General features: G+C 72.1%; 25 protein-coding genes. 13 read left to right on the top strand and 12 right to left on the bottom strand.

From position 1 onward, the window contains the following. Positions 1–2472: a Tex family protein gene (locus tag ACIRRH_RS30595; RefSeq protein ID WP_403073836.1), complete on the top strand. Its 2472-nt coding sequence runs from the start codon at positions 1–3 to the stop codon at positions 2470–2472. 82 nt (positions 2473–2554) lie between these two features. Here ACIRRH_RS30595 and ACIRRH_RS30590 read toward each other — a convergent pair whose 3' ends face one another. The 6 genes from ACIRRH_RS30590 to ACIRRH_RS30565 form a co-directional block, all read right to left on the bottom strand. After that, complete coding sequence (locus tag ACIRRH_RS30590) at positions 2555–2977, bottom strand: SHOCT domain-containing protein (RefSeq protein WP_403073834.1); 423 nt, start codon at positions 2975–2977, stop codon at positions 2555–2557. Positions 2978–3076: 99 nt separating this feature from the next. Further along, positions 3077–3661, bottom strand: a complete 585-nt coding sequence (locus ACIRRH_RS30585; protein ID WP_403073833.1) for an NUDIX hydrolase — start codon at positions 3659–3661, stop codon at positions 3077–3079. Continuing rightward, a complete protein-coding gene (locus ACIRRH_RS30580) occupies positions 3658–4818 on the bottom strand; it encodes a type III polyketide synthase (RefSeq protein WP_403073831.1) in 1161 nt (386 codons plus the stop codon). Before ACIRRH_RS30580 ends, ACIRRH_RS30585 begins: the two co-directional genes overlap by 4 nt. 48 nt (positions 4819–4866) lie before the next feature. Beyond that, complete coding sequence (locus ACIRRH_RS30575; protein ID WP_403073829.1) at positions 4867–6072, bottom strand: cytochrome P450; 1206 nt, start codon at positions 6070–6072, stop codon at positions 4867–4869. Positions 6073–6260: 188 nt separating this feature from the next. Then, the gene (locus tag ACIRRH_RS30570; protein ID WP_403073827.1) at positions 6261–6956 is read right to left on the bottom strand and encodes a response regulator; all 696 of its coding nucleotides are present in this window, start codon (positions 6954–6956) and stop codon (positions 6261–6263) included. A gap of 11 nt (positions 6957–6967) precedes the next feature. After that, complete coding sequence (locus tag ACIRRH_RS30565) at positions 6968–7822, bottom strand: sensor histidine kinase (RefSeq protein ID WP_403073825.1); 855 nt, start codon at positions 7820–7822, stop codon at positions 6968–6970. A gap of 117 nt (positions 7823–7939) precedes the next feature. Here ACIRRH_RS30565 and ACIRRH_RS30560 point away from each other — a divergent pair, with 117 nt between their 5' ends. The 4 genes from ACIRRH_RS30560 (at position 7940) to ACIRRH_RS30545 (ending at position 12282) form a co-directional block, all read left to right on the top strand. After that, positions 7940–8665, top strand: a complete 726-nt coding sequence (locus ACIRRH_RS30560; RefSeq protein WP_403073823.1) for an ABC transporter ATP-binding protein — start codon at positions 7940–7942, stop codon at positions 8663–8665. Continuing rightward, on the top strand, positions 8662–10971 hold the full coding sequence (locus tag ACIRRH_RS30555) for an FtsX-like permease family protein (RefSeq protein WP_403073821.1): 2310 nt from the start codon (positions 8662–8664) through the stop codon (positions 10969–10971). The genes ACIRRH_RS30560 and ACIRRH_RS30555 overlap by 4 nt, the downstream gene beginning before the upstream one ends. Before the next feature lie 140 nt (positions 10972–11111). After that, positions 11112–12047 carry a hydroxymethylbilane synthase gene (hemC, locus tag ACIRRH_RS30550; protein WP_403073820.1) on the top strand — a complete coding sequence of 312 codons (936 nt, stop codon included), beginning with the start codon at positions 11112–11114 and terminating at the stop codon, positions 12045–12047. Positions 12048–12120: 73 nt separating this feature from the next. After that, positions 12121–12282 (top strand): hypothetical protein, encoded by a 162-nt coding sequence (locus ACIRRH_RS30545; RefSeq protein WP_403073818.1) that lies wholly within the window; start codon positions 12121–12123, stop codon positions 12280–12282. Between the two features lie 10 nt (positions 12283–12292). Here the strand turns inward: ACIRRH_RS30545 and ACIRRH_RS30540 are convergent, their stop codons facing one another. Continuing rightward, entirely contained in the window at positions 12293–13036 is a 744-nt protein-coding gene (locus ACIRRH_RS30540; RefSeq protein ID WP_403073817.1) for an alpha/beta hydrolase, read from the bottom strand. A 328-nt stretch (positions 13037–13364) separates the two neighbouring features. On the opposite strand from ACIRRH_RS30540, the gene ACIRRH_RS30535 reads away from it, so the two are divergent. Further along, entirely contained in the window at positions 13365–13892 is a 528-nt protein-coding gene (locus ACIRRH_RS30535) for a hypothetical protein (RefSeq protein WP_403073815.1), read from the top strand. Position 13893: 1 nt separating this feature from the next. Here the strand turns inward: ACIRRH_RS30535 and ACIRRH_RS30530 are convergent, their stop codons facing one another. Beyond that, the gene (locus ACIRRH_RS30530) at positions 13894–14412 is read right to left on the bottom strand and encodes a winged helix-turn-helix domain-containing protein (RefSeq protein ID WP_403073813.1); all 519 of its coding nucleotides are present in this window, start codon (positions 14410–14412) and stop codon (positions 13894–13896) included. Positions 14413–14472: 60 nt separating this feature from the next. Between ACIRRH_RS30530 and def the strand changes: the two genes are divergently transcribed. The 3 genes from def to ACIRRH_RS30515 all read left to right on the top strand — a co-directional run bounded on the left by def (position 14473) and on the right by ACIRRH_RS30515 (position 16280). Continuing rightward, positions 14473–15057, top strand: a complete 585-nt coding sequence (gene def, locus ACIRRH_RS30525; protein ID WP_403073811.1) for a peptide deformylase — start codon at positions 14473–14475, stop codon at positions 15055–15057. Positions 15058–15218: 161 nt separating this feature from the next. Next, positions 15219–15500, top strand: coding sequence for a hypothetical protein (locus ACIRRH_RS30520; RefSeq protein WP_403073809.1), 282 nt, complete (start codon positions 15219–15221; stop codon positions 15498–15500). Between the two features lie 135 nt (positions 15501–15635). Next, positions 15636–16280: a class I SAM-dependent methyltransferase gene (locus ACIRRH_RS30515; protein WP_403073807.1), complete on the top strand. Its 645-nt coding sequence runs from the start codon at positions 15636–15638 to the stop codon at positions 16278–16280. Between the two features lie 51 nt (positions 16281–16331). On the opposite strand, the gene ACIRRH_RS30510 is transcribed toward ACIRRH_RS30515, so the two are convergent. Beyond that, complete coding sequence (locus ACIRRH_RS30510; RefSeq protein ID WP_403073805.1) at positions 16332–16961, bottom strand: CGNR zinc finger domain-containing protein; 630 nt, start codon at positions 16959–16961, stop codon at positions 16332–16334. Positions 16962–17059: 98 nt separating this feature from the next. Here ACIRRH_RS30510 and ACIRRH_RS30505 point away from each other — a divergent pair, with 98 nt between their 5' ends. Beyond that, the gene (locus tag ACIRRH_RS30505; protein ID WP_403073803.1) at positions 17060–17947 is read left to right on the top strand and encodes an arginase family protein; all 888 of its coding nucleotides are present in this window, start codon (positions 17060–17062) and stop codon (positions 17945–17947) included. Here ACIRRH_RS30505 and ACIRRH_RS30500 read toward each other — a convergent pair. From ACIRRH_RS30500 to ACIRRH_RS30490, 3 genes are all read right to left on the bottom strand, one after another. Further along, a complete protein-coding gene (locus tag ACIRRH_RS30500) occupies positions 17940–18125 on the bottom strand; it encodes a DUF397 domain-containing protein (protein ID WP_403073801.1) in 186 nt (61 codons plus the stop codon). The two genes, ACIRRH_RS30505 and ACIRRH_RS30500, sit on opposite strands and share 8 nt — an antisense overlap. Before the next feature lie 66 nt (positions 18126–18191). Further along, positions 18192–18377 (bottom strand): DUF397 domain-containing protein, encoded by a 186-nt coding sequence (locus ACIRRH_RS30495; protein ID WP_403073800.1) that lies wholly within the window; start codon positions 18375–18377, stop codon positions 18192–18194. A gap of 2 nt (positions 18378–18379) precedes the next feature. After that, positions 18380–19252 carry a helix-turn-helix domain-containing protein gene (locus ACIRRH_RS30490; RefSeq protein ID WP_403073798.1) on the bottom strand — a complete coding sequence of 291 codons (873 nt, stop codon included), beginning with the start codon at positions 19250–19252 and terminating at the stop codon, positions 18380–18382. 130 nt (positions 19253–19382) lie between these two features. On the opposite strand from ACIRRH_RS30490, the gene ACIRRH_RS30485 reads away from it, so the two are divergent. The 3 genes from ACIRRH_RS30485 (at position 19383) to ACIRRH_RS30475 (ending at position 21142) form a co-directional block, all read left to right on the top strand. Continuing rightward, positions 19383–19850 (top strand): ATP-binding protein, encoded by a 468-nt coding sequence (locus ACIRRH_RS30485; protein ID WP_403073796.1) that lies wholly within the window; start codon positions 19383–19385, stop codon positions 19848–19850. A 241-nt stretch (positions 19851–20091) separates the two neighbouring features. After that, positions 20092–20292, top strand: a complete 201-nt coding sequence (locus tag ACIRRH_RS30480; RefSeq protein WP_403073794.1) for a hypothetical protein — start codon at positions 20092–20094, stop codon at positions 20290–20292. Between the two features lie 214 nt (positions 20293–20506). After that, a complete protein-coding gene (locus ACIRRH_RS30475; RefSeq protein WP_403073792.1) occupies positions 20507–21142 on the top strand; it encodes a CAP family protein in 636 nt (211 codons plus the stop codon). The last annotated feature ends 300 nt before the right edge of the window (positions 21143–21442 follow it).

Below are 21442 nucleotides of genomic sequence, written 5' to 3'. Positions count from 1 at the left end.
GTGACCACGCCAGTCGAACAGGGGGCCCGACAGGCCCAGCAGGCGATCGAGCGGAAGATCGCCGAGGAACTGGGCGTCCGCGAGGGGCAGGTGAAGGCGGCCGTCGACCTGCTCGACGGCGGCGCGACCGTCCCCTTCGTGGCCCGCTACCGCAAGGAGGTCACCGGCTCCCTCGACGACGCCCAGCTGCGCACCCTGGAGGAGCGGCTGCGCTACCTGCGCGAGCTGGAGGAGCGCCGGGCGGCCGTCCTGGAGTCCATCGAGGCCCAGGGCAAGCTGGACGACGCGCTGCGCGCCCAGGTGCTCGCCGCCGACTCCAAGGCCCGCCTGGAGGACATCTACCTGCCGTTCAAGCCGAAGCGGCGCACCAAGGCGCAGATCGCCCGCGAGGCCGGCCTGGAGCCGCTGGCCGACTCCCTGCTCGCCGACCCGGGCCAGGACCCGGCCGCGCTGGCCGCGCAATTCCTGAACGAGTCGGTCGCGGACGGCCCCGCCGCGCTGGAGGGCGCCCGGGCGATCCTGGTCGAGCGCTTCGGCGAGGACGCCGATCTGGTCGGCTCGCTGCGCGAGCGGATGTGGACCCGCGGCCGGCTGGTCGCCAGGGTCCGCGACGGCAAGGAGGGCGACGGCGCCAAGTTCGCCGACTACTTCGACTTCGCCGAGCCGTACACCAAGCTCCCCTCGCACCGCATCCTGGCGATGCTGCGCGGCGAGAAGGAGGAGGTGCTCGACCTCGACCTCTCCCCGTACGACGGCGGGTCCGAGGGCGACCTGCCCGGCGAGAACGACTACGAGCAGCGGATCGCCGCCCGCTTCGGCATCGCCGACCGCGGCCGCCCGGCCGACAAGTGGCTCGGCGACACCGTCCGCTGGGCCTGGCGCACCCGCATCCTGGTCCGCCTCGGCATCGACCTGCGCGCCCGGCTGCGCGCCGAGGCCGAGGACGAGGCGGTGCGGGTCTTCGCCACCAACCTGCGCGACCTGCTGCTCGCCGCCCCGGCCGGCACCCGCGCCACCATGGGTCTGGACCCGGGCTTCCGCACCGGGGTGAAGGTCGCCGTGGTGGACGCCACCGGCAAGGTCGTCGCGTACGACACGATCTACCCGCACCAGCCCGCCAACAAGTGGGACGCGGCCCTGCACACCCTGGCCGCGCTGGCCAAGAAGCACGACGTCGACCTGGTCGCGATCGGCAACGGCACCGCCTCCCGGGAGACCGACAAGCTCGCCGAGGACCTGCTCAAGCGCCACCCCGAGCTGAAGCTCACCAAGGCGATGGTCAGCGAGGCCGGCGCCTCGGTCTACTCGGCCTCCGCGTTCGCCTCGCAGGAACTGCCGGACCTGGACGTGTCGATCCGCGGCGCGGTCTCGATCGCCCGCCGGCTCCAGGACCCGCTGGCCGAGCTCGTCAAGATCGACCCCAAGTCGATCGGCGTCGGCCAGTACCAGCACGACCTGAGCGTGGTGTCGCTCTCCCGCTCGCTGGACGCCGTGGTCGAGGACTGCGTCAACGCCGTCGGCGTGGACGTCAACACCGCCTCGGCGCCGCTGCTCACCCGGGTCTCCGGGATCACCGGCACGCTGGCCGACAACATCGTGGCGCACCGCGACGCCAACGGCCCGTTCCGCACCCGCAAGCAGCTCAAGGACGTCTCCCGGCTCGGCCCCAAGGCCTTCGAGCAGTGCGCCGGCTTCCTGCGCATCCCCGGCGGCGAGGACCCGCTGGACGCCTCCAGCGTGCACCCCGAGGCCTATCCGGTGGTGCGCCGGATCCTGGCCGCGACCGGCGGGGAGCTGCGCGAGCTGATCGGCAACGGCGAGCGGCTGCGGGCGCTGCGCCCGGCGGAGTTCGCCGACGACACCTTCGGTGTCCCGACCGTCACCGACATCCTCGGCGAGCTGGACAAGCCGGGCCGTGACCCGCGCCCGGCCTTCCGCACCGCGACCTTCAAGGAGGGCGTCGACAAGATCGGTGACCTGGAGGCCGGCATGGTGCTGGAGGGCGTGGTCACCAATGTCGCCGCCTTCGGCGCCTTCGTGGACGTGGGCGTCCACCAGGACGGGCTGGTGCACGTCTCGGCGCTGTCGAGGAACTTCGTCAAGGACCCGCGCGAGGTGGTCAAGCCCGGCGACATCGTCAAGGTCCGGGTGGTCTCGGTGGACGTGCCGCGCAAGCGGATCGGACTCACCCTGCGGCTGGACGACGAGGTGGGGAGCGAGCGCGGCGAGCGCGGCGACCGCCAGGCCCGCCCGCCGCGCCAGGAGCGGCGCGGCGGCGGCCAGGGCGGCCGCGGTGGGCAGGACCGGCGCGGAGGCGGTGACCGGGGTGGGCAGGACCGGCGCGGAGGCGGCGACCGGGGCGGCTTCGGCGGCGGCGCACCGGCCAACAGCGCCATGGCCGACGCGCTGCGCCGCGCGGGCCTGACCGGCGGCGAGGGCGGTTCGGGCGACCGGCGCTCCGGGCGGCGCTGAGCCGGGACGGACGGACCGCGGCCGGGGCCGGTGGGCGCACCCCTGCGTCCACCGGCCCCGGCCGTCGTGCCCGTCCGGACGTTCAGGCTAGGATCTTCTCCTTGGCCTTCTGGTACTCCTCCTCGGAGATGGCGCCCTTCTCCTTCAGGTCCGCCAGTTTCGCCAGGTCGTCGACGTGGCTGCGGCCCCCGGCGTCCGGTCCCGGCGCCGCCGCGTCCCGGATGTAGGCCTTGAACGCGGCCTGGCTCTCCTGGGCCTGTTGGATGTCGCGCTTGGTCATCGACTGCCCGCGGACGATCAGGTACACGAGGACGCCGATCAGGGGCAGGAGGATCACCAGGACCAGCCAGCCGGCCTTGCCCCAGCCACCGAGGTCGTGGCTGCGGAAGATGTCCGTGATGATCTTGAACAGCAGGAAGAACCAGAGGATCCAGAGGAACAGCTCCAACATCGTCCAGAAGATGTTGAGCATCGGGTAGTCCACGGCCAGCGATGTGGTGTCCATGGCCGAGTAATATCACCACAAAACGGACATATTCACTCGATGTTCCGCCGTTCCGGTGACCTTCCCGCAGCCGCGGGAACGGCTGCCGGGGCCGAGATCTCAGCCCAGTCCGGCCCGTCGCCGTAGCTCCACCGCCAGCGCCACCAGCTCGCCCCACCAGGCGTCGTGCCCGGCCAGCAGCAGCCGCTGGGCCTCCGCGGGCGGCACCGGACGGACCTCGACCACCTGCTCGCCGTCCGCCGGGTTGGTCGGCGCGGAGTCCAGCGCGACCTCGCCCCAGCCCCACAGCCAGGCCTTCTCCGGGTGCGGCTGCCACGGCCGGTACGGCACCGGGTCCTCGGTGCGGCAGCGGTGCGCGCCCAGCCAGTGGGTCTCGCCGAGCAGCCGGGCGCCCGCCTCCTCCCGCAGCTCGCGGGCCAGGCAGGAGGCGATGCTCTCGTCCTGCTCCCGGGTGCCGCCGGGCAGGAACCAGTGGTCCCGGTCGTCCCGGCAGAGCACCACCTGACCGTCCGCGAAGCCGACCAGGTGGATGTTGGTGACCAGCGCGTCCGGCGGCGGCTCGGTGGAGAACTGCGCGTCGAACCGCCCCCAGCTCCAGTACTGCGGTGCGTGCAACGCCGGGAACAGGGCGGCGAGTTCGGCGGATCTGGCAGAGGCGTCGGTGCGGTCTGTGGTATCGGTCATTCGGAGATCGTAGTGGTGGCCGGGAAACGCCGGGGGGCGCTCGGATGGACGAGGGTGATGTCGGAGGTGGAGAGGGCGATCGGGCGGCGCGGACGCGCTCCTTCGGCCGGTGCGCCGACCCAACTGCCCAGTGAGATCTCGGCGGTGATGCCCGGCCCGAAGCCGGCGATCAGCCCGGTGGTGCCCTCGGGCACGCCGCCGTCGGCGAACAGTCGGGCCAGGGCGTCGAAGACCACGGCGCTGGCGATGTTGCCGCGCTCGGTGAGCGTCGCCCGGCTGTGGCGGAAGGTGGCCGGTCCCAGGTCGAGGAAGCGGCACAGGTCGTCCAGGATGCGCGGGCCGCCCGCGTGCACGATGTAGAAGCCGAGCCCGGATACGTCCCAGCCGTGCTTCCCGGCCAGGCCGCGCAGCGCGGGCGCGAGCATCTCCATCGTGCCGGGCACCCGCTTGTCGAGCTGGAAGTGGAAGCCGGTGTCCTTCACCCCGTACGAGATCCAGTCCTCGGTGTGCGGGACGAGGTGCGAGCCGTTGCGCTCGACCTGCACGCCGTGCCCGCCGCTCCCGCGCATCACCACGGCGGCGACCGCGTCCCCGAACAGGCCGTTGGAGAGCAGCGAGCCGACGTCGAGGTCGGTCGGCTGGTAGCAGAGCGAGCAGAACTCGCAGGCGACGATCAGCGCGTTGGCGCCCGGGTAGGCGCGGCAGAAGTCGTGCGCCCGGTTGACGGCGGCGCCGCCGGCCGCGCAGCCGAGCTGGGCGATCGGCACCTGGCGGGTGTCGGAGCGGAAGCCCATGGTGTTGATCAGCCAGGCGGTCATCGACGGCATCATGAAGCCGGTGCAGGACACGTAGACGATCAGGTCGATGTCCCGGGCGGTCAGCTCGCCGTGGGCGAGGGCGCGTTCGACCACCGCGGGGACGCGCCGCTTGGCCTCGCGCTCGTACACCTCGTTGCGAACGGTGAAGCCCGGGTGGGTGAGGGTGCGCTCGATCGGCTGGACCAGGTGCCGGGTGCGCACCCCGGTGTTCTCGATCAGCCGTAACGCCAGGCCGAGTCGGGGGTGGCCGGCGTGCAGGGTGCGGGCCAGGTCGAGGGTCTGTTCGAGGGTGATGACGTGCTCGGGCACGGCGATCGCCGGGCGGCAGAGAGTTGCCATGGTGTGGGTCTCCCCGGTGCTGCGGGAACGGTGAGGTGAGGGGAGGCGCTACCAGGCCACCGGCAGGGTGCGCGGGAAGCGCCAGATCGAGCCGGAGTTCCAGTCGAGTTCGGACGGTTCGACGGCCAGCCGCAGGCCGGGGAAGCGGCGCAGCAGGGTGCCGATGGCGACCTGCAGCTCCATCCGGGCCAGGTGCGAGCCGAGGCAGTGGTGCTGTCCGTACCCGAAGGCCATGTGGGTGGGTGCGCCGCGGTCGAGGTCCAGCTCGTCGGGGTGCTCGTAGACCGCCGGATCCCGGTTGGCGGTCAGGTAGGAGACGTGCACGGCCTCGCCGGCCCGGATCGGCACGCCGCCCAGTTCGACGTCCTCGGTGGCGACCCGGGCGATGCCGACGCCCTGGCGGAACGGGACGAAGCGCAACAGCTCCTCCAGGGCGCGCGGCAGCATCTCCGGCTGGGCGCGCAGCTTGGCGAGCTGCTCGGGGTGGGTGAGCAGGGTGTAGGTGAGGTTGCCGAGCTGGTAGGTGCTGGTGTCGTGGCCGGTGACCAGCAGGACCATCGCCATGACGGTCAGCTCGTCCGGGTCGAGCAGCTCGTCGCCGTCGCGGGCGGTGGCCAGGGCGCTGATCAGGTCCTCGCCGGGGTGGGCCCGGCGAGCAGCCGTGAGCTCGGTGAAGTAGTCGCGCAGGGCGGTCTTGGCGGCCTCCTGGCCGTCCCGGCTGCCCGGGCCCATCCGCATCATCGCGACGGCGTGGCCGCGCAGTTCGGCGCGGTCGGCCGCGGGGATGTCCAGCAGTTCGCAGATGGTGGTGAGCGGGAGGCGGCCGGCCAGGAAGTGCATCAGGTCGGCGGGGGCGCCGTGCTCGGTCATCTCGTCGAAGTAGCCGTCGACGGTCCGCTGGGTGGTCGGGCGCATCCGCTCGACCTGGCGGTTGGTGAAGCCCTGGGCGACCAGCCGGCGCAGCCGGTTGTGGGCGGGCGGGTCCATCAGGTTGATCGCCTCGGCCTGGGCGATCGGGGCCGGCGTCATCCGGGGCAGGTCGCGGCCGATGCCCGCGGCGCGGCTGAACCGGCGGTCGGTGGTGACCGTCTTGACGTCCTCGTAGCGGGTGGCCAGCCAGGCCTCGCCCTCGCCGTGCGGCAGCCGGATCCTGGCGACCGGGGCCTCGGTGAGCAGACGCTTCAGGAGGGGGTCGAACTCCAGGCCGTCGGTGTGGTGGAAGGGGCAGTCCCACACGGGGGCGGTGGTGGTCACGGGCCGGTCCAAGTGTCCTCGTCATGCCGGGTGGTGGCGCCCGAGGTGTCGGTTCCGTTCGGGCGTGGACATGCAGATGCTGCCCCATGCACCGGCAAAACGGGGGATTTGGCGAGGAGTTAGCTCTAAGGAGTGAGATTCGGATGATAGTCACGCGAATTGGCGCATACGGAAAGGGACGTTGACGGTCAGCCGCCCCCCGGTGCGACCAGCCCGGTCTCGTAGGCGAGGACCACCGCCTGCGCCCGGTCGCGCAGGTGGAGCTTGGCGAAGATCCGGGCCACGTGGGTCTTCACCGTCGACTCGCTGAGCGTCAGTTCGCGCGCCAGCTCGGTGTTGGACAGCCCGCGCCCGAGCAGCGTGAGCACCTCCGCCTCGCGCGGGGTGAGCGGGGCGAGGTCGCGGTGCAGCGGCGGGCCGTCGGCACCCGGAGCCGGCCGCGGGGCGCCGGCCGCGAAACGCTCGACCAGGCGCCGGGTGATCGAGGGGGCGAGCAGGGCGTCCCCGGTGTCCACCAGCCGGACGGCGGCGGCGAGGTGGGCCGAGGTGACGTCCTTGAGCAGGAAGCCGCTGGCCCCGGCGGACAGCGCGGCGTAGACGTAGTGGTCCAGGTCGAAGGTGGTCAGCATGATCACCCGGCAGCCCGGCACCTGGGCCAGGATGCGCCGGGCGGCCTCCAGGCCGTCCGTGCCGGGCATCCGGATGTCCAGCAGCGCGACGTCCGGGCGGTGCAGCACGGCGGCGGCCACCGCCTCGGCGCCGTCGGAGGCCTCGGCGACCACGTCGATGCCGCGGGCGGTGAGGATCATCCGGAAGCCGGTACGGACCAGCTCCTGGTCGTCGGCGATCACCACGCGCGGACGGCGTTCCCGGTCCTGCTCCACGCCGCCCCCCGTCACGGCCGGTCCAGCGGGATGCGGGCGCGGACCCGGAACCCGCCGCCGAGCCGGCGCCGGGCGTCCAGGTCGCCGCCGTACACCGCGACGCGCTCGCGCAGGCCGATCAGTCCGCGCCCGGCCCCGTCGGGCCGCGGCCCGACCGGCGCGGCGGGTGCCCCGGAGAGCACGCTCGGGCCGCTGTTGAGCACCTCCACCCGCAGGTAGTGGTCCGCGTAGCGCACCGTCACCTCCGCCGTCACCCCGTCCCCGTGCTTGAGCGCATTGGTCAGTGCCTCCTGGATGATCCGGTACGCCGTCACGTCGATGCCGCCGGGCAGCGGCCTCGGCTCGCCGGAGATCCGCACCTCGACCGGCAGCCCGGCGAAGGCGAACCGGTCGATCAGCGGGCTCAGCCGGCTCAGGCTGGGCTGCGGCGCGAAACCGTCCGCGGCCGGCTCCTCGCTGCCGTCCGCCGCGGGGGCGAGCAGGCCGAGCAGGTGCCGCAGTTCGGTCATCGTGTCCCGCCCGGCCGCCTCGACCGCGGCCATCGCGGCCGCCGCCTCCTCGGGCATGGTGGCCAGCACCTCGCGCGCGGCCCCGGCCTGCACCACCATCAGGCTCACGTTGTGGCTCACGATGTCGTGCAACTCGGCGGCGATCCGCGCCCGTTCGGCGTCCACGGCGGTCCGGGCGGCGCTCTCCCGCTCCCGTTCCAGCAGCCAGCCGCGCTCGCCGACGGCCGCGCGGTGCAGCCGCCGCGCCCGGGCCAGCGCCACGGCCAGCCGGCCGGCCGCGGCACTCGCCACACCGGCCACCGCGACGGCCACCCAGTCCCACCCCGTTCCCCACACGACGCCAGCTTCCCAGGTCACGGCATGATCCACATCATCCGGGGGTGCCGCCCCCGTACATCCCGGGTACTACGGCCGCCGCGGTTACACCCGGGGTGGGACGTGACGGCGGGGCACCTGCGCCTACGGTCGTCCACCATGAGCAACGACCACGACGGGACCTCCCGGCCGGGCGACGCGCAGGTCGTCGTCGAGCTGTCCGGAGTCCACAAGGAGTTCGGCGACGCCAGGGCACTCGACGGCGTCGACCTGCGGATCCGCGCCGGCGAGGCGGTCGCCGTGATGGGCCCCTCGGGGTGCGGCAAGTCCACCCTGCTGAACATGGTGGCCGGACTGGACCGCCCCACCGCCGGCACCGTCCGGGTGCAGGGGCAGGACCTCGGGCAGCTGAACGAGAACGGGCTGGCCCTCTTCCGCCGCCGCCACATCGGCATGATCTTCCAGTTCTTCAACCTGATCGACGACCTCCCGGCCCTCGACAACGTCGCCCTGGCCGCCCAGCTGACCGGCACCAGCGCCCGCCAGGCCCGGCGCCGGGCACTGGAGCTGCTGGACGAACTCGGCGTCGCCCACCGCAAGGACGTCTACCCGGCCACCCTGAGCGGCGGCGAGCGCCAACGGGTCGCGGTGGCCCGCGCCCTGATGAACCGCCCGGCGCTGCTGCTCGCGGACGAGCCGACCGGCGCGCTGGACAGCCGCTCGGGCGAGCAGGTGATGGACCTGCTGATCGACCTCAACCAGATCGGGCAGACCCTGCTGATCGTCACCCACGACCCCAACCTGGCCACCCGCTGCGCCAGCCGGCTGGTCGAGGTGGCGGACGGCAAGGTGGCGAACGAGCGGATGCTGGAGGCACAGTCGTGACCGGCGCGGTGTGGCGGGCCTCCCGGGCCGCGGTGAAGCGCCGCCGGGTGCAGACCATCGTGATCGGCCTGGTCGTCTTCTGCTCCACCACGACCGTGCTGCTCGCCCTCGCGGTGATCAGCGCTGCCCGGGCCCCCTTCGACGCGGCCTTCGGCGAGCAGAGGGGTGCTCACATCGTCGCGGCCTTCGACCCGTCCAAGGCCTCCGCCGAGCAGCTGGCCGCCACCGCCCACCGGCCGGGCGTCGAGGCGGCCGCCGGGCCCTTCGACCAGGCCACGGTGGAGATCCCCAGCGACTGGTTCGGCAGCCCGCCCGGACCGCTGACCGTGGTCGGCCGGGCCGACCCGGCAGGGCCGGTGGACCGGGTGGAGCTGCTGTCCGGCCGCTGGGCCACCGCACCCGGCGAGGTGGTCCTCAACTCGCCGTTCGGAGGTGCGGCGGAGAAGCTCCTGAACACCCCGCTCCCCATCGGCGGCGGCCGGCACCTCACCATCGTCGGCTTCGCCACCAGCATGAGCCAGAGCGCCGGCGGCTGGGTCACCCCCGAACAGGCCTCCGCCCTGCACCCCACCGGCCGGCAGATGCTCTACCGCTTCACCGACGCCGCGAGCGAGCAGGCGCTCACCTCCGCCCTCGGCACCGCCACCGAGAGCCTGCCCGAGGACGCGATCGCCAGCGCGCAGTCGTACCTGGTGCTCAAGGACGCCTTCTCGGCGGGGGCCGACGCCTACCTTCCGCTGATGACGGTCTTCGGCGTGCTCGGCCTGGTGGTCTCCGCGCTGATCGTCGGCAACGTGGTGAGCGGCGCGGTGGTCTCCGGCTACCGGCACATCGGCGTGCTGAAGTCGATCGGCTTCACCCCGCGCCAGGTGGTCACGGTCTACCTGACCATGGTCTCGGTGCCCGCGGTCGCCGGCACCGTCCTCGGTACGGCGGTCGGCTGGGTGGCGGCGCACCCGATCCTCAAGTCCGCCTTCTCCGGCATCGTCACCGGCACCGCCGTGATCGAGCCCGCCGGTTGGCTGCCCGTCGCCACCCTGGTCAGCATCCCGCTGCTGGTCCTCCTCGCCGCCCTGGCCCCGGCCTCGCGCGCCCACCGGCTCTCCGCCGCCCAGGCCATCTCGGCCGGCAGCGCGCCGCGCAACGGGCGCGGGCTGAAGATCCAGCGCCGGCTGAGCGGCACCCGGCTGCCGCGCGCGGTCAGCCTCGGCCTCGGCCAGCCCTTCGCCCGCCCCGGCCGCACCGCGCTGACCATGTCGGCGATCGTGCTCGGCGTGGTCACCGTGACGATGACGACCGGTCTGAGCAGCACCCTGACCAAGTTGGTGGACCACACCGACGGCCACACCCACGTCAACGTGCAGACCGCCCACTTCGCGGACAACAAGGTCGAGCCGAAGCTCACTTCGGCTCAGACCGAGGCGATGCTGCGCGCCACCCCCGGCGCCGAGCGGGTCAGCACGCGCGGGCTGGTCCAGGTCGGGCTGGTCGGCCACAACCAGCCCGCGTTCGCCGACTTCTACGGCGGTGACGACATCGCGAACTCCAAGCGGCTCTCGGTGGTGAACGGCCGCCCGGCGACCGGCCCGAACGAGATCGAGGCCGGGCCGTCCTTCCTCCGACAGCACGGGCTCAAGGTCGGTGACAAGCTCACCCTGCTCCTGGACGGGCGGCAGCTGCCCGTCACCCTCGTCGGTGAGGAGGACGAGGGCAACCCGCGGGCGTTCGCCTCCAACGACGCCACCAGGGCCGCGCTCACCGACGACCCGCACGTGGTCGAGTACGACGTGAAGCTCGCCAGGGGCGCCGACGCCGAGGCGTACCGCAAGGCCGTCTCGGACGCCGACCCGAGTCTCTCGACCTCGGTGTTCGACCCCGACCTGGCCGGGCCGGTCGCCGCGGTCATCGCGTTCACCACGATCTTCACGGTGCTGCTGTCGGTGGTCGCCGCGCTCGGCGTCTTCAACACCCTGCTGCTCACCATCCGCGAGCGCCGCCGGGACCTCGGCATGCTGAAGTCGATCGGGATGACGCCCCGGCAGGTGGTGGTGATGACGGTCACCTCGGTGGCCTGGCAGGGCGTGGTGAGCGGGATCATCGGCATCCCGGTGGGAGTGGTGGCCCACCGGCTGCTCGTCGAGCACGTCGGGACGATCATCTTCCGGGAGGAGACGATCGACATCTGGAGCGCGCCGCTGCTCGTCGGCCTGGCCCTCGCGGGCGTCGCGATCGCCGTCCTCGGCGCGCTCGTCCCGGCCCGTTCGGCAGCCCGGCTGCCGATCGCCGAGGTGCTGCACAACGAGTGAGCGCAGACCGTAGGGCGGATGGCCGGTCGGACACCTCGACCGGCCGTCCGTGTCGTCCGGGCTTGCGGTATCGTCCGCCGCGTCTGTCATGGCGCTGACGGATGCTCAATCCACGCTGTGTGGACGCCTATCATCGCGCCATGGCCACCGCTGAGCTGATCCGCATCGTCTCCCGCTCCTCGCCCATGGCACTCGCCCAGGTCGAGCGGGTCCGTACCGAACTCGCCGCCCGGCACCAGGGTCTGCGCACCGAGGTGGTGCCCGTCACCACCTCGGGCGACCGCTGGACGGGTGATCTCGCCCAGCTCGGCGGCAAGGGCGCGTTCACCAAGGAGGTCGACGCCGCGCTGCTCGCCGGGGAGGCCGACGTCGCCGTGCACTGTCTCAAGGACGTCCCCGCCGACCGCCCGCTGCCCGCCGGCACCGTCTTCGCCGCCTACCTGCGCCGCGACGACATCCGCGACGCCCTCGTCCACCCCGGCGGCCTCACCCTGGCCGCACTCCCGCCCGGCACCCGGATCGGCACCTCCTCCGTCCGCCGGGTCGCCCAGCTCGCCGCCTCCCACCCGCACCTGGAATGCGTCCCGATCCGCGGCAACGCCAACAGTCGGCTCGCCAAGCTGGAGGCCGAGGACGTCGACGCGCTGCTGCTCGCCGTCTCCGGCCTGGAACGGATCGGTGAGCAGGCGAGGATCACCGAGGTGCTCGGCATCGAGGCGATGTGCCCGCCGATCGGCGCCGGCATCCTCGTCCTGCAGTGCCGCGAGGGCGACACCGCGACCATCGAGGCGGTCTCCGCCCTCGGTCACCACGACACCTGGCGCGAGGCGGCGGCCGAGCGGATGTTCCTGCACGCGCTCCAGGGCCACTGCAACAGCCCGATCGCCGGTTACGCCAGAGCGGAGAGGGACGGCCGCCTCTCGCTGCGCGGCCGGGTCTTCACCCCGGACGGCAAGCAGGTGCTGGACGCCCACGAGTGGGCGGGCGCGCTCAGCCCGGAGGACCTCGGGACCTCGGTGGCGCTGGCGCTCAAGCGGCAGGGGGCGCAGGAGCTGATCTCCTCGATCCCGCACTGATCCGGCCGGGCCGAGTGCCTCACGGCATGGGCCCGGCCGAGGGAGGCACTGGTGGCCGAGCGTCGCCCCGATCGTGGCGGTACCGCCGATGGCCGGTACCGCCGCGATCGGGGCGGTCGTGCATCTGCCGGCCGCCGCCATCGAGGAGGGCCGGGGCATCTCCTCGATGAGCGGTGTCCTGGCCGGCACTGCCTACCGCCTACCGCCTACCGCCTACCGTCTGCTGCCGGCCTGACGACCCGGCCTCACTTCAGGTGCCGGGCGAAGAACCGGGCCCCGGCGTCGAGCTCGTACTGCGGGACGCCGGTGTGCCCGCCCATGTTGGCGTGCAGGGTCTTCTCCTTGGAGCCGAAGGCGTCGAACAGGTCCAGGGCCGCCTGCCGGGGGTTCCCCTCGTCGTCCCACTGCAGCAGGACCTGCAGCGGGATGGTGACCTGCCGGGCTTCCTCGAAGATGGCGGCGGGCACGAGACTCCCGGCGAAGAGACCGGCGGCCGCGATGCGCGGCTCGACCACCGCCAGCCGGACGCCGATGGAGATGATTCCCCCCTCGTATCCGACCGGGCCGCCGATCTCGGGCAGCGAAAGGAGGGCGTCCAGGGCGGCCTGCCATTCCGGGACGGCCTTCTCGACCAGCGGGAGGATCAGGGCGTCGATGATCTCGCCGCTGACCGGCTCGCCGGCTTCCATCACCCGGCGCAGGTCGGCGCGGGCCTGGTCGGCGGCGGCCCAACGGGGACGGTCACCGCTTCCGGGGAGTTCGATGGTGGCCGCGGCGAAGCCGTACTCCGCCGCGTAGTACCGGGCCCGCCCCGCCAGCCGGGGGTACACCTTGCTCAGTCCGAGCGGCGGGGGACAGATCAGGATCAGCGGCGCCGGTGCGGACGCGGAGGCGGACGCGGGCGTCCACAGGATGCCGGGGATCTCGCCGAGGGTGAACTCGCGCTCGACGACGTCGTTGTCGAAACGCTGCTCAGAAGTGAAGTGCATGGTCGTGCCTTTCGGGAGTGCTCAGAGATGGCGCTCCCGGACGACGACCTATCGCCCGACCGTGACCCCGGAGGGGAGCACCCATGTCGATACTGCGTTCACGGGTACCACCTCCTCGTTCTCTTGCACGGCCTCCGGAAAGTTAGCAGTGGTTGCCCTGGTCCGCAAACGGGTTTTTGCGGTGGCTCCGTGGCCGGATGCCGTGGAGCCACTCGGGCCCGGGGACCGCACGGCCGGAACGCCGTGCGGTGACCGTGCGGTGACCGTCCGGTGGTTTTCCCCGCCTCCGGTGAGAACCGGGCGAGTGTTCGGTGCGTCCGTTTGAGGCGTGATCAGTGCGGTGCTCGGCGGGATGCCGATGTTCTGGCCCGGGCTGCTGCTCTCACTGGTGCCCGCGGCTCTGCTGAACCGGCCGGTGGGGCGGTTGCTGCGGGCCCACTGGGTGGTGGGCTTCGTGCTGCTGCTCGGACTCGGCGGGGTGGTCGTGGCGACGCTGCTGCCGGAGGCGTTCAGGCTCTCGGAGGGCGCCGTCCGGCAGTGCGCCCTGGAGGGTGGCCGGCCGCGATCGCCGTACGAACTGCTGCACGTTCGGCACATCGAGCTCAAGCTGGCGACGTACGCCCCGGTCGGGTTCGCGGCCGCACTGGCGGGCACCCGGCGGCGGGCGGCGGTGGCGCTGCTGGGTGCGGCGGCGCTGCCGTTCGCGGTGTCGGCGGTGCAGTACGCGCTGCCGGCGATCGGGCGGGACTGCGACGTGCAGGACGTCTGGGACGGGGTGCAGGGGGTCGTCCTGGGAGCGGCCTTGGGGCTGGTGGCCGGGCCGCTGGTACGGGCGGTGCGGGCGCGGGCGGTGTGAACTACTCGTCGATCAGTGGGAACAGGCGCGTCACGGCTGCGACCGGGCGAGCCTCGGCGGGGCGGGAGGCCGGGTCGGTCTCGCGGCCCCGGTAGCGGGCGAGGACCTGGCGGACGGCCTCGCCGACGGCGGTCAGTTCCTCGGGCGTCAGGTAGACGACGGCGCTGAAGGCCTCGTCCCGCTGCCACTCGGCCGGGGCCTCGGCGCGCCGGGCGAGCCAGCGCTGGTGACTCTCGTCCTCCAGGCCGCGCGCCAGCTCGCCGAACTCTCCTTCTGCTGAGGGCGGTTGGGCCGTCGGAAGCCGCCACGGCCGGGCCCGCCCGTCGGTGGCCGGGGCCTCCTCGATCAGCCCGTACCGGGCCAGCTGCCGCAGGTGGAACGAGCAGAGGCCCGAGCTGAGGCCGAGCCGGGCGGCGGCTTCGGTGGAGGTGACGGTGCCGTGCTCGGCGAGCAGTTCCAGCAGCGCGGTGCGGACGGCGTGCTCGGGGAGGGGGCCGCTTCTGACGAGGTCTTCGGTCACTTTGCAAAGTCTGCTACTTTGCAAAGCTGGCAGCAAGCCCAGCCTCTCGAAGGAGCACCCGTGTCCGAGCCGCGCGAACGCCCGACCGTCCTGCGGATCACCGAGGTGGGGGAGGAGATCCTCCGCCGCACCTGCCGCACGGCGACGGAAGAGGACTTCGGCAGCGAGCGCCTGGCGCAGCTCATCGACGACATGTTCGCCACCATGCACGTTGCCGACGGCTGCGGCCTCGCCGCCAACCAGGTGGACGTGGACCTGCGTCTGTTCGTCTACGACTGCCCCGACGACGACGGCGTCCGGCACACCGGGCACATCCTCAACCCGGTGGTCGAGGAACAGGATCCCGGGCGTGCGCTGATCGAGGAGACCGAAGGCTGCCTCTCCGTTCCCGGCGCCAACACCAGGCTCGCCCGCCCGGCCCGGACCGTGGTGCGCGGCGTCAACCGGCACGGCGAGCCCATCACCATCGACGGCACCGGCTACTTCGCCCGTTGCCTCCAGCACGAGACCGACCACCTGAACGGCGGGCTCTACATCGACCGCCTCTCCGCCCGGGACCGCAAGCGGATGATGAAGCAGACCGCGGACCGGCGGGAGAAGGTGTTCGCCGAGCGCGCCGCCAGGGCAGCCAAGCTGGTCGGGTGACCGGTTCCTCCCACCTCGCCGTCGTCCGATGCCTCTGCGCGCTCGCCGATTCGAGGGAGCGGCAGCGATTGTTCCGAGGCGGACGGGGTGCGAGGGGAATCCCTGGTCCGCAGAGGCGCGCGCTCCCAGTCGTGCGCCCCCGGAAAAAAGGGAGAACAGTCATGCGTCGTCGTATCGCGGGGGTCGGCATGCTGGCCGTCGCCGGTGTGCTCGCACTCGCCGTTCCCGCCCAGGCAGCCACGGGCGTCCTGGTGGTGAACGGGGTACCCAAGGAGAATCCGCAGCGGGGCTGCTACGCGACCTCGTCCCCGGTGTCCATCCTGAACCTCACGGATTCGACGGTTCTGGTGCACTCCGCGGCGAACTGCCAGGGGCCGGTGACGGCGGAGGTGGATCCCGGGACGTTCGCGCGGGCCATCGGGGCGAGCTACTTCGTCCTCTGAGCCGGGCTGCAACGTGATGGAGTGGGAAGTCGGCGGGTCCGACTTCCCACTCCTGTGAGGTGGCGGAACTGTCGCAAGGCTGAGCTGTGCACCTTGTCGGGCGAACACGGCGGGCCGCAGCACTAGGGTGGCGCGGTGACCGAACCCGCGCACCTCGCCGCCGTCCGGACGTCGTACGACACCGTCGCCGCCGACTACGTCCGCCTCGTGGTCCCGCCGGAGGGCATGGACCCGGTGTCCCGGGCGATGCTCGCCGCCTTCGCCGAGCTGGTGCGGGAGTCGGGCTGTGGCGAGGTCGCGGACCTCGGCTGCGGGCCGGGGCGGGTGACGGCGTACCTGGACGGTCTGGGGCTGTCGGCTTTCGGCGTCGACGTGTCGGGCGAGATGGTCGCCCTGGCGCGTCGGGCCTACCCCGAACTGCGCTTCCTGCACGGCTCGATGGCTGCCCTCGACCTGCCCGACGGCGCCCTCGGCGGCATCCTCGCCTGGTACTCCGTCCACCACACCCCCGCCGAACAACTTCCGCATCTCTTCGCCGAGTTCCATCGCGTCCTCGCCCCCGCCGGCCACCTCCTCCTCGGTGGCCACGCCGGCGAGGCCCAACTGCTGCGCCCCACCCAGGCGTACGGCCACCCAGTGTCGTACGCCTCGCATCTCATCCCGGCCGGGCAGCTCGTGGACCTCCTTGAACGGGCCGGCTTCACCGTCACGAGCCGCCTCGAACAGCCGCACCCCCAGAAGGAAGCCCGCTCCTACGTCTGCCTGCTGGCCCGCGCGTGAGACCCGACATCCCGCATCTGTACGGGTCGTAGCGGTCGGACGGGCGGTGCTTCATGCGTGTCGGCTCCGCTGGTAGTGGGTGCGCCCCTTGGCGGAGTTCCCACACGTGCCCATGTCGCACCAGCGGCGGCGACCGCCTCGGGAGCTGTCGATGAACACCCAGCCGCAGCGATGACCGGGGCAGACGCGGGTGCGGTCCAGCGGCAGCGAGCGAAGCAGGTCGAACGCCCAGAGAGCGAGTGCGTGGTTGAGGTACTCCAGCCCCGAATCCCCAACGCTGACCAGGAGTTGTGGCGCGTTCCCGTGGACGGCGAGGTGGGCGCGGGCGGCGGCACGTTTCCAGTGCTGCTCGACCTGGGCGAGCGCCTCCGCGGGGGCGGGGGCGTCCTGGTCGATCAGCGCCGTGATGAGCGCGTGCAGGGCCTCGCGCAGCTCGCGGCCGCGGTCCAGGGCCTGTGCGGCGTTGGCGGGCTGGGCGTCGGCGAGCTGCTGGAGAGCCGCGAGGTCGGCGGGGTCGAACTCGCCGGTGAGGGCGGCCCATTCCAGCAGGCGCGGGTAGCCGTCGAGCCAGTCGATGCCCTCGGCGTCGCGTGCCGTGACCGTGTTCACCAGGTCGACGACGAGGTGCCCGCCGACCAGGTCGCGGGGCGTGAAGGTGTGCGCCGCGATGGTTCCCGTCATGCCTGATCGCCTCTCCTGTCCTTGCCATGCTCTATCCAACCAGTGTACTGATGTTATCCGGTTGGAAACGATGGTCCCCGACTGAAAAGGAGACGGCCATGGCTGCCGCCGTCGAGCTCATCACGGCCCCCTGGAACCTCGGCCTGCGCCCGCCCGCGCCAGGCCACGAACCCGGCACCTGGCGGGCCCCGCAGGCACTGCGCTCGGCGGGGCTGGAAGCGCGGCTGCGGCCGGCCCGGGTGGTGGAGCTCGACCGCCCGCCGTACGACGTCGAAGCGCAGCCGGCCACCCGCATCCGCAACGGCGTGACCATCCGCGAGCACACGCTGCGGCTGGGCGAGGCGGTCCGGGAGGCGCTCGCCGCCTCCCGGTTCCCGGTGGTGCTGGGCGGCGACTGCAGCATCCTGCTGGGGTGCCTGCTGGGAGCCCGGAGCGAGGGCCGGTGCGGCCTGGTTCACCTCGACGGGCACAGCGACTTCCGGCATCCCGGCAACTCGGATGTCGGGCTGTCGTCCCTCGGCTCGGTGGCCGGCATGGACCTGGCCCTCGCCACCGGCCGGGGCGAGCCGTTGCTCACGGAATGGCCGGCGGTGGGCCGGCCGCTGGTCGCCGACGAGGACGTGGTCCAGATCGGCGATCGGGAGAGCGAGGAGGTTCCGCCGGTTGTCCGCTTCACCGCCCAGGAGATCGAGCGGATCGGCATCGCCGAGCTGGGGGAGAAGGTCGTCGCCCACTGGGAGGGGCGCGGGCTGGAACGCGTCTGGCTGCACGTGGACTTGGACGTGCTGGACGAACGTGTCCTGCCCGCGGTGGACTCCCCGGGGCGTCCTGGGTTGGACTTCGCCCAGCTGGGTGGGCTCGTCTCAACGCTGGTCGGCACTGGCCGGGTGATCGGGCTGGACGTCGCCATCTACGACCCGGAACTCGACCCGCACGGGGTGTACGCCGCCCCGATCGTCGAGTGCCTGGCGTTGGGCCTCAGCTGACGTCGGCGGTGGCGGCGAACTTCACGAACGCCTCCCAGGTGGCCGGCTCGAAGGCGAGCTGGGGGCCGCTCTTGTCCTTGGAGTCGCGGACGTGGACGACACCGGGGGTCTCGGCGACCTCGATGCAGGCGCCGCCTTCGTTGCCGCTGTGGCTGCTCTTGAACCAGGCCAGTTCCATGTTTGTGACGGTACGCCAACGGCCCGCCACCCGGAAGGCGGTGGGCCGTTGAGGGGGGTCTTCGGATCAGACCTCGGTGGTGGCGGCGAACTTCACGAACGCCCCCCACGCGGCCGGCTCGAAGGCCAGCTGGGGGCCGCTCTTGTCCTTGGAGTCACGTACGTGGACGACACCGGGGGTCTCGGCGACCTCGATGCACTGGGCTTCCTCGTTGGTGCTGTAGCTGCTCTTGAACCACGCCAGCTCGGCCATGCCTACCGCTCTCCCAGAATCGCTTCGATCAAGGCCAGGGACTCCCTCAGCCCCAGGGCCTGGGCCCGGATACTGCTGTACCGTGCGGCCATATTACGGACTTCCGCCGGATCCGTGATCAGACGGTTCACGTGCTGCGCCGCGGCATAGCCGATCTGCGGTCGGCCGGGCGGGGTCAGAATGGTGAACGAGCCGCCCATTCCCGCGTGACTCATCCGGTCGAGCGGCATGACCTGGAGTTCGGGGCCCCGCATCTGCCCCACCTTCAGCAGGTGTTGGAGCTGCTCCCTGTGCACGTCCCACCCGCCCAGCGGGCGACGGAGCACGCTCTCATCGATCACCCACGTCACCACCGGCACGGGCCAGCGGGCCAGGATCTCCTGCCGGGCCAGTCGCGCCGCCACCCACTCGTCGATCTGCTCGGGCGAGAGAACCGGCCGACGCATCTCGTACAAAGCGCGGATGTACGCCTCGGTCTGAAGCAGTCCCGGAATCACCATCGTGCCGTACTCGTGGATCTCGATGGCCCGGTTCTCCTCCGACGTGAAGGCTTTGGAGAAGGCCGGATGACGCTCACTCATCCGGACCTTCGCCTTCATCACGTCGTCCGCGATGACCCTCAAGGCACCACCGGCGTTGATGATCGGGTCCACCTTCGTCAGGTACTCGATCCTCGCCGTTCGCACGCCCCGCTCCATCGCGCCGATCTGGTCCTCGCTGTAGCCGGTCAGCTTGGCCAGCTCCTTCTGCGTGATGCCGGCCCGCTCACGGAAGTGCTTGATCAGCTTGCCCACCGCGCTGTAGAACTCCGCGACCCCGTCCGAGTTCTCCGCCGTCTCACCGTCATCGAACACCGTGCGCTCGACGCCAGCCATGACCACCACCTGCCCTCGCGATCGATTGATCCGGGCCGACCGACAAGCCGACCCTTTGTGTCCGTACATGCACTCTCCGTGCCCGCCGAATTCATGGCCAGCGTACGTCGGTCACGCCACGCTTCTTCCCATGACGACCGAAATCCCCCTCGACAACCCCCGGTCCCACACCACCACCCTCACCGCCTCACCCAAGGGCGCAGCCATCTGCCGACGCCTCGCCAGGCGTCAACTCACCGACTGGGGGCTGCACTCCACGCACACCGAACCGTTCCACTGCGCGCTGCTGATCGTCGCGGAGCTCGCCGCCAACGCGATCACGCACGGACGCCTTCCGGGGCGCGGGTTCGAGCTCCACCTCTCACTCACCACCACCGTGCGCCGGGGCACCACCCTCCGCATCGAGATCAGCGACCCCCGGGGTGACAAGCTCCCCGTTCTCCCCGCCGTCCACACCCTCAACGCCCAGACCGGACGCGGCCTCACCCTCATCGACGCCCTCTGCCACCGCTGGGGCACCATCCCCCGCCACCCCAACTCCAAGACCGTCTGGGCCGAACTCGACCTCACCGACCCCACCACCCCCGATGCCCCCTGAACCCCGCCATAGCTCCACCCCAACACGCCCATGAACCACCAGGAGTGGGAAGTCGACCAAGCCGACTTCCCACTCCTTCGACATCCGAGATTTGTGGGACATCCCCGTGTCGACCACCGCTGCCAGGATGTGGTGCACGGGCCCGAACACTCCGGCCGGGCTTCGGATTTCGGGCCCCGCGCGTCGTTCGTGCGGCGCTGCGCCGGAGCATCCGGCTGTCTCGAAGGAGAGGTCCACACTCATGAAGGTCTGCCGACTTGCCGCCGCCGCGGCCACCGCGGCCGTGCCGGCCCCCGTGCTCGTCCTGGCCACCGGCACCCAGGCGAACGCCTACCCCAGGGTGCTGTCCAAGGAGGAGCAGTGCACTGCGGCGTACAACGTCAACTACTGGGTCGGCGGCGCGTCCTACGCCCGCACCCAGTGGTACGCCTGCATGGCCTGACCGCCCCCGCGGCACGCCAACGCACCGACAAACCGCCGGGAATGGGAAGTCGGCCAGGGTCTGCCCTGCGAATGATCATCTTCCCGCGCGCGGAACTGTTGCCCCAGATACCGGCGGCCGAGGGAATCGATCCTTCCGGCTGGTCTCCCGTGCCCTTGGCGCCTGTGGCGGCGTTAAGCCGCTGACGATCACTCGGAGCGCGAAGGAGACCGCCGTGGAACGACGTCGAATCCGCAACGCCGTCCTGGGAGCGTGCAGCGCGGCGGCGGCCGTGGGCGTGCTCGTGCCCGCGCAGCCCGTCCAGGCAGCCGAGGGCTATCCCCGCCCTGCGCTTCCCCTCGTGATGGATCAGGCGTTCCAGGACGAGGCCCTCCAGGCGCACAACCAGTACCGTGCCAAGCACAACTCCCCGCCCATGACGCTCGATCCCGAACTCGTCGAGTACGCCAAGCAGCGCGCCACTCACCTGAGCACCGGGCATAGGCTCGACCTGGTGCACGAGGGGCGGGTCATGGGCGTGGGAGAGAACGCGTGGTGGGGCTGGGGCGGGCCCCTTGAGCTGGGCGTCGAGGCGGCCCCGGCGCGTTCCGCGGTGGACGCCTGGTACAAGCAGGGCAGCGACTACAAGTTCGACAAGCCCGGCTACGACCAGAACCCGGGCACGGGCCTGTTCACCCAGGTGGTGTGGAAGGCCACGACCCGCATCGGCTGCGCCCGGGCCGCCGGCGAGGGGACGGCCGAGACCAAGGACGGCCTGGAGTCGTACATCGTGTGCCTGTACAAGAAGCCGGGCGACGTCGGCGACCCGGCCGCCTACCAGCAGAACGTGCTGCCTCCGGTGAACAACTGAACACTGCCTGAAGCTGCTTGGCGCCGCCGCCCCTGCCGTCCTCCCGCGATGGCGAAGGTGTGGGAAGTCGGCCCGCCCGACTTCCTGCTCCACGTCTCCGGGCAAACCCTGACGCAAGATCAGGGAGCGGCGGCCTCCCGCCCCTGATGCCCCGGACGGGCGGCACCGGAAGACTCGTGGGGGGGGGGGGGGGCCCCCCCCCCCCCCCCCCGCCCCGCCGCCCGCCCCCCCCCCGCCCCCCCCCCCCCCCCCCCCCCCCCGGGGGGGGCCGCCCCCCGGGGCCCCCGGCGGCGCGAAGGA

The sequence above is a fragment of the Kitasatospora sp. NPDC101235 genome (assembly GCF_044767505.1).
GTDB lineage: Bacteria > Actinomycetota > Actinomycetes > Streptomycetales > Streptomycetaceae > Kitasatospora.
This window is presented reverse-complemented; position numbering and strand designations above follow the sequence as displayed.

What these genes read in the sequence shown, in the direction of transcription:
- ACIRRH_RS30505 (WP_403073803.1), top strand. Translation starts at nt 17,060, where the DNA reads ATGGCTGCCGCCGTCGAGCTCATCACGGCCCCCTGGAACCTCGGCCTG.
- ACIRRH_RS30510 (WP_403073805.1), bottom strand. Translation starts at nt 16,961, where the DNA reads ATGACGGGAACCATCGCGGCGCACACCTTCACGCCCCGCGACCTGGTC.
- ACIRRH_RS30590 (WP_403073834.1), bottom strand. Translation starts at nt 2,977, where the DNA reads ATGGACACCACATCGCTGGCCGTGGACTACCCGATGCTCAACATCTTC.
- ACIRRH_RS30490 (WP_403073798.1), bottom strand. Translation starts at nt 19,252, where the DNA reads ATGGCTGGCGTCGAGCGCACGGTGTTCGATGACGGTGAGACGGCGGAG.
- ACIRRH_RS30495 (WP_403073800.1), bottom strand. Translation starts at nt 18,377, where the DNA reads ATGGCCGAGCTGGCGTGGTTCAAGAGCAGCTACAGCACCAACGAGGAA.
- ACIRRH_RS30485 (WP_403073796.1), top strand. Translation starts at nt 19,383, where the DNA reads ATGACGACCGAAATCCCCCTCGACAACCCCCGGTCCCACACCACCACC.
- ACIRRH_RS30580 (WP_403073831.1), bottom strand. Translation starts at nt 4,818, where the DNA reads ATGGCAACTCTCTGCCGCCCGGCGATCGCCGTGCCCGAGCACGTCATC.
- ACIRRH_RS30480 (WP_403073794.1), top strand. Translation starts at nt 20,092, where the DNA reads ATGAAGGTCTGCCGACTTGCCGCCGCCGCGGCCACCGCGGCCGTGCCG.
- ACIRRH_RS30540 (WP_403073817.1), bottom strand. Translation starts at nt 13,036, where the DNA reads ATGCACTTCACTTCTGAGCAGCGTTTCGACAACGACGTCGTCGAGCGC.
- ACIRRH_RS30560 (WP_403073823.1), top strand. Translation starts at nt 7,940, where the DNA reads ATGAGCAACGACCACGACGGGACCTCCCGGCCGGGCGACGCGCAGGTC.
- ACIRRH_RS30520 (WP_403073809.1), top strand. Translation starts at nt 15,219, where the DNA reads ATGCGTCGTCGTATCGCGGGGGTCGGCATGCTGGCCGTCGCCGGTGTG.
- hemC (WP_403073820.1), top strand. Translation starts at nt 11,112, where the DNA reads ATGGCCACCGCTGAGCTGATCCGCATCGTCTCCCGCTCCTCGCCCATG.
- ACIRRH_RS30585 (WP_403073833.1), bottom strand. Translation starts at nt 3,661, where the DNA reads ATGACCGATACCACAGACCGCACCGACGCCTCTGCCAGATCCGCCGAA.
- ACIRRH_RS30500 (WP_403073801.1), bottom strand. Translation starts at nt 18,125, where the DNA reads ATGGAACTGGCCTGGTTCAAGAGCAGCCACAGCGGCAACGAAGGCGGC.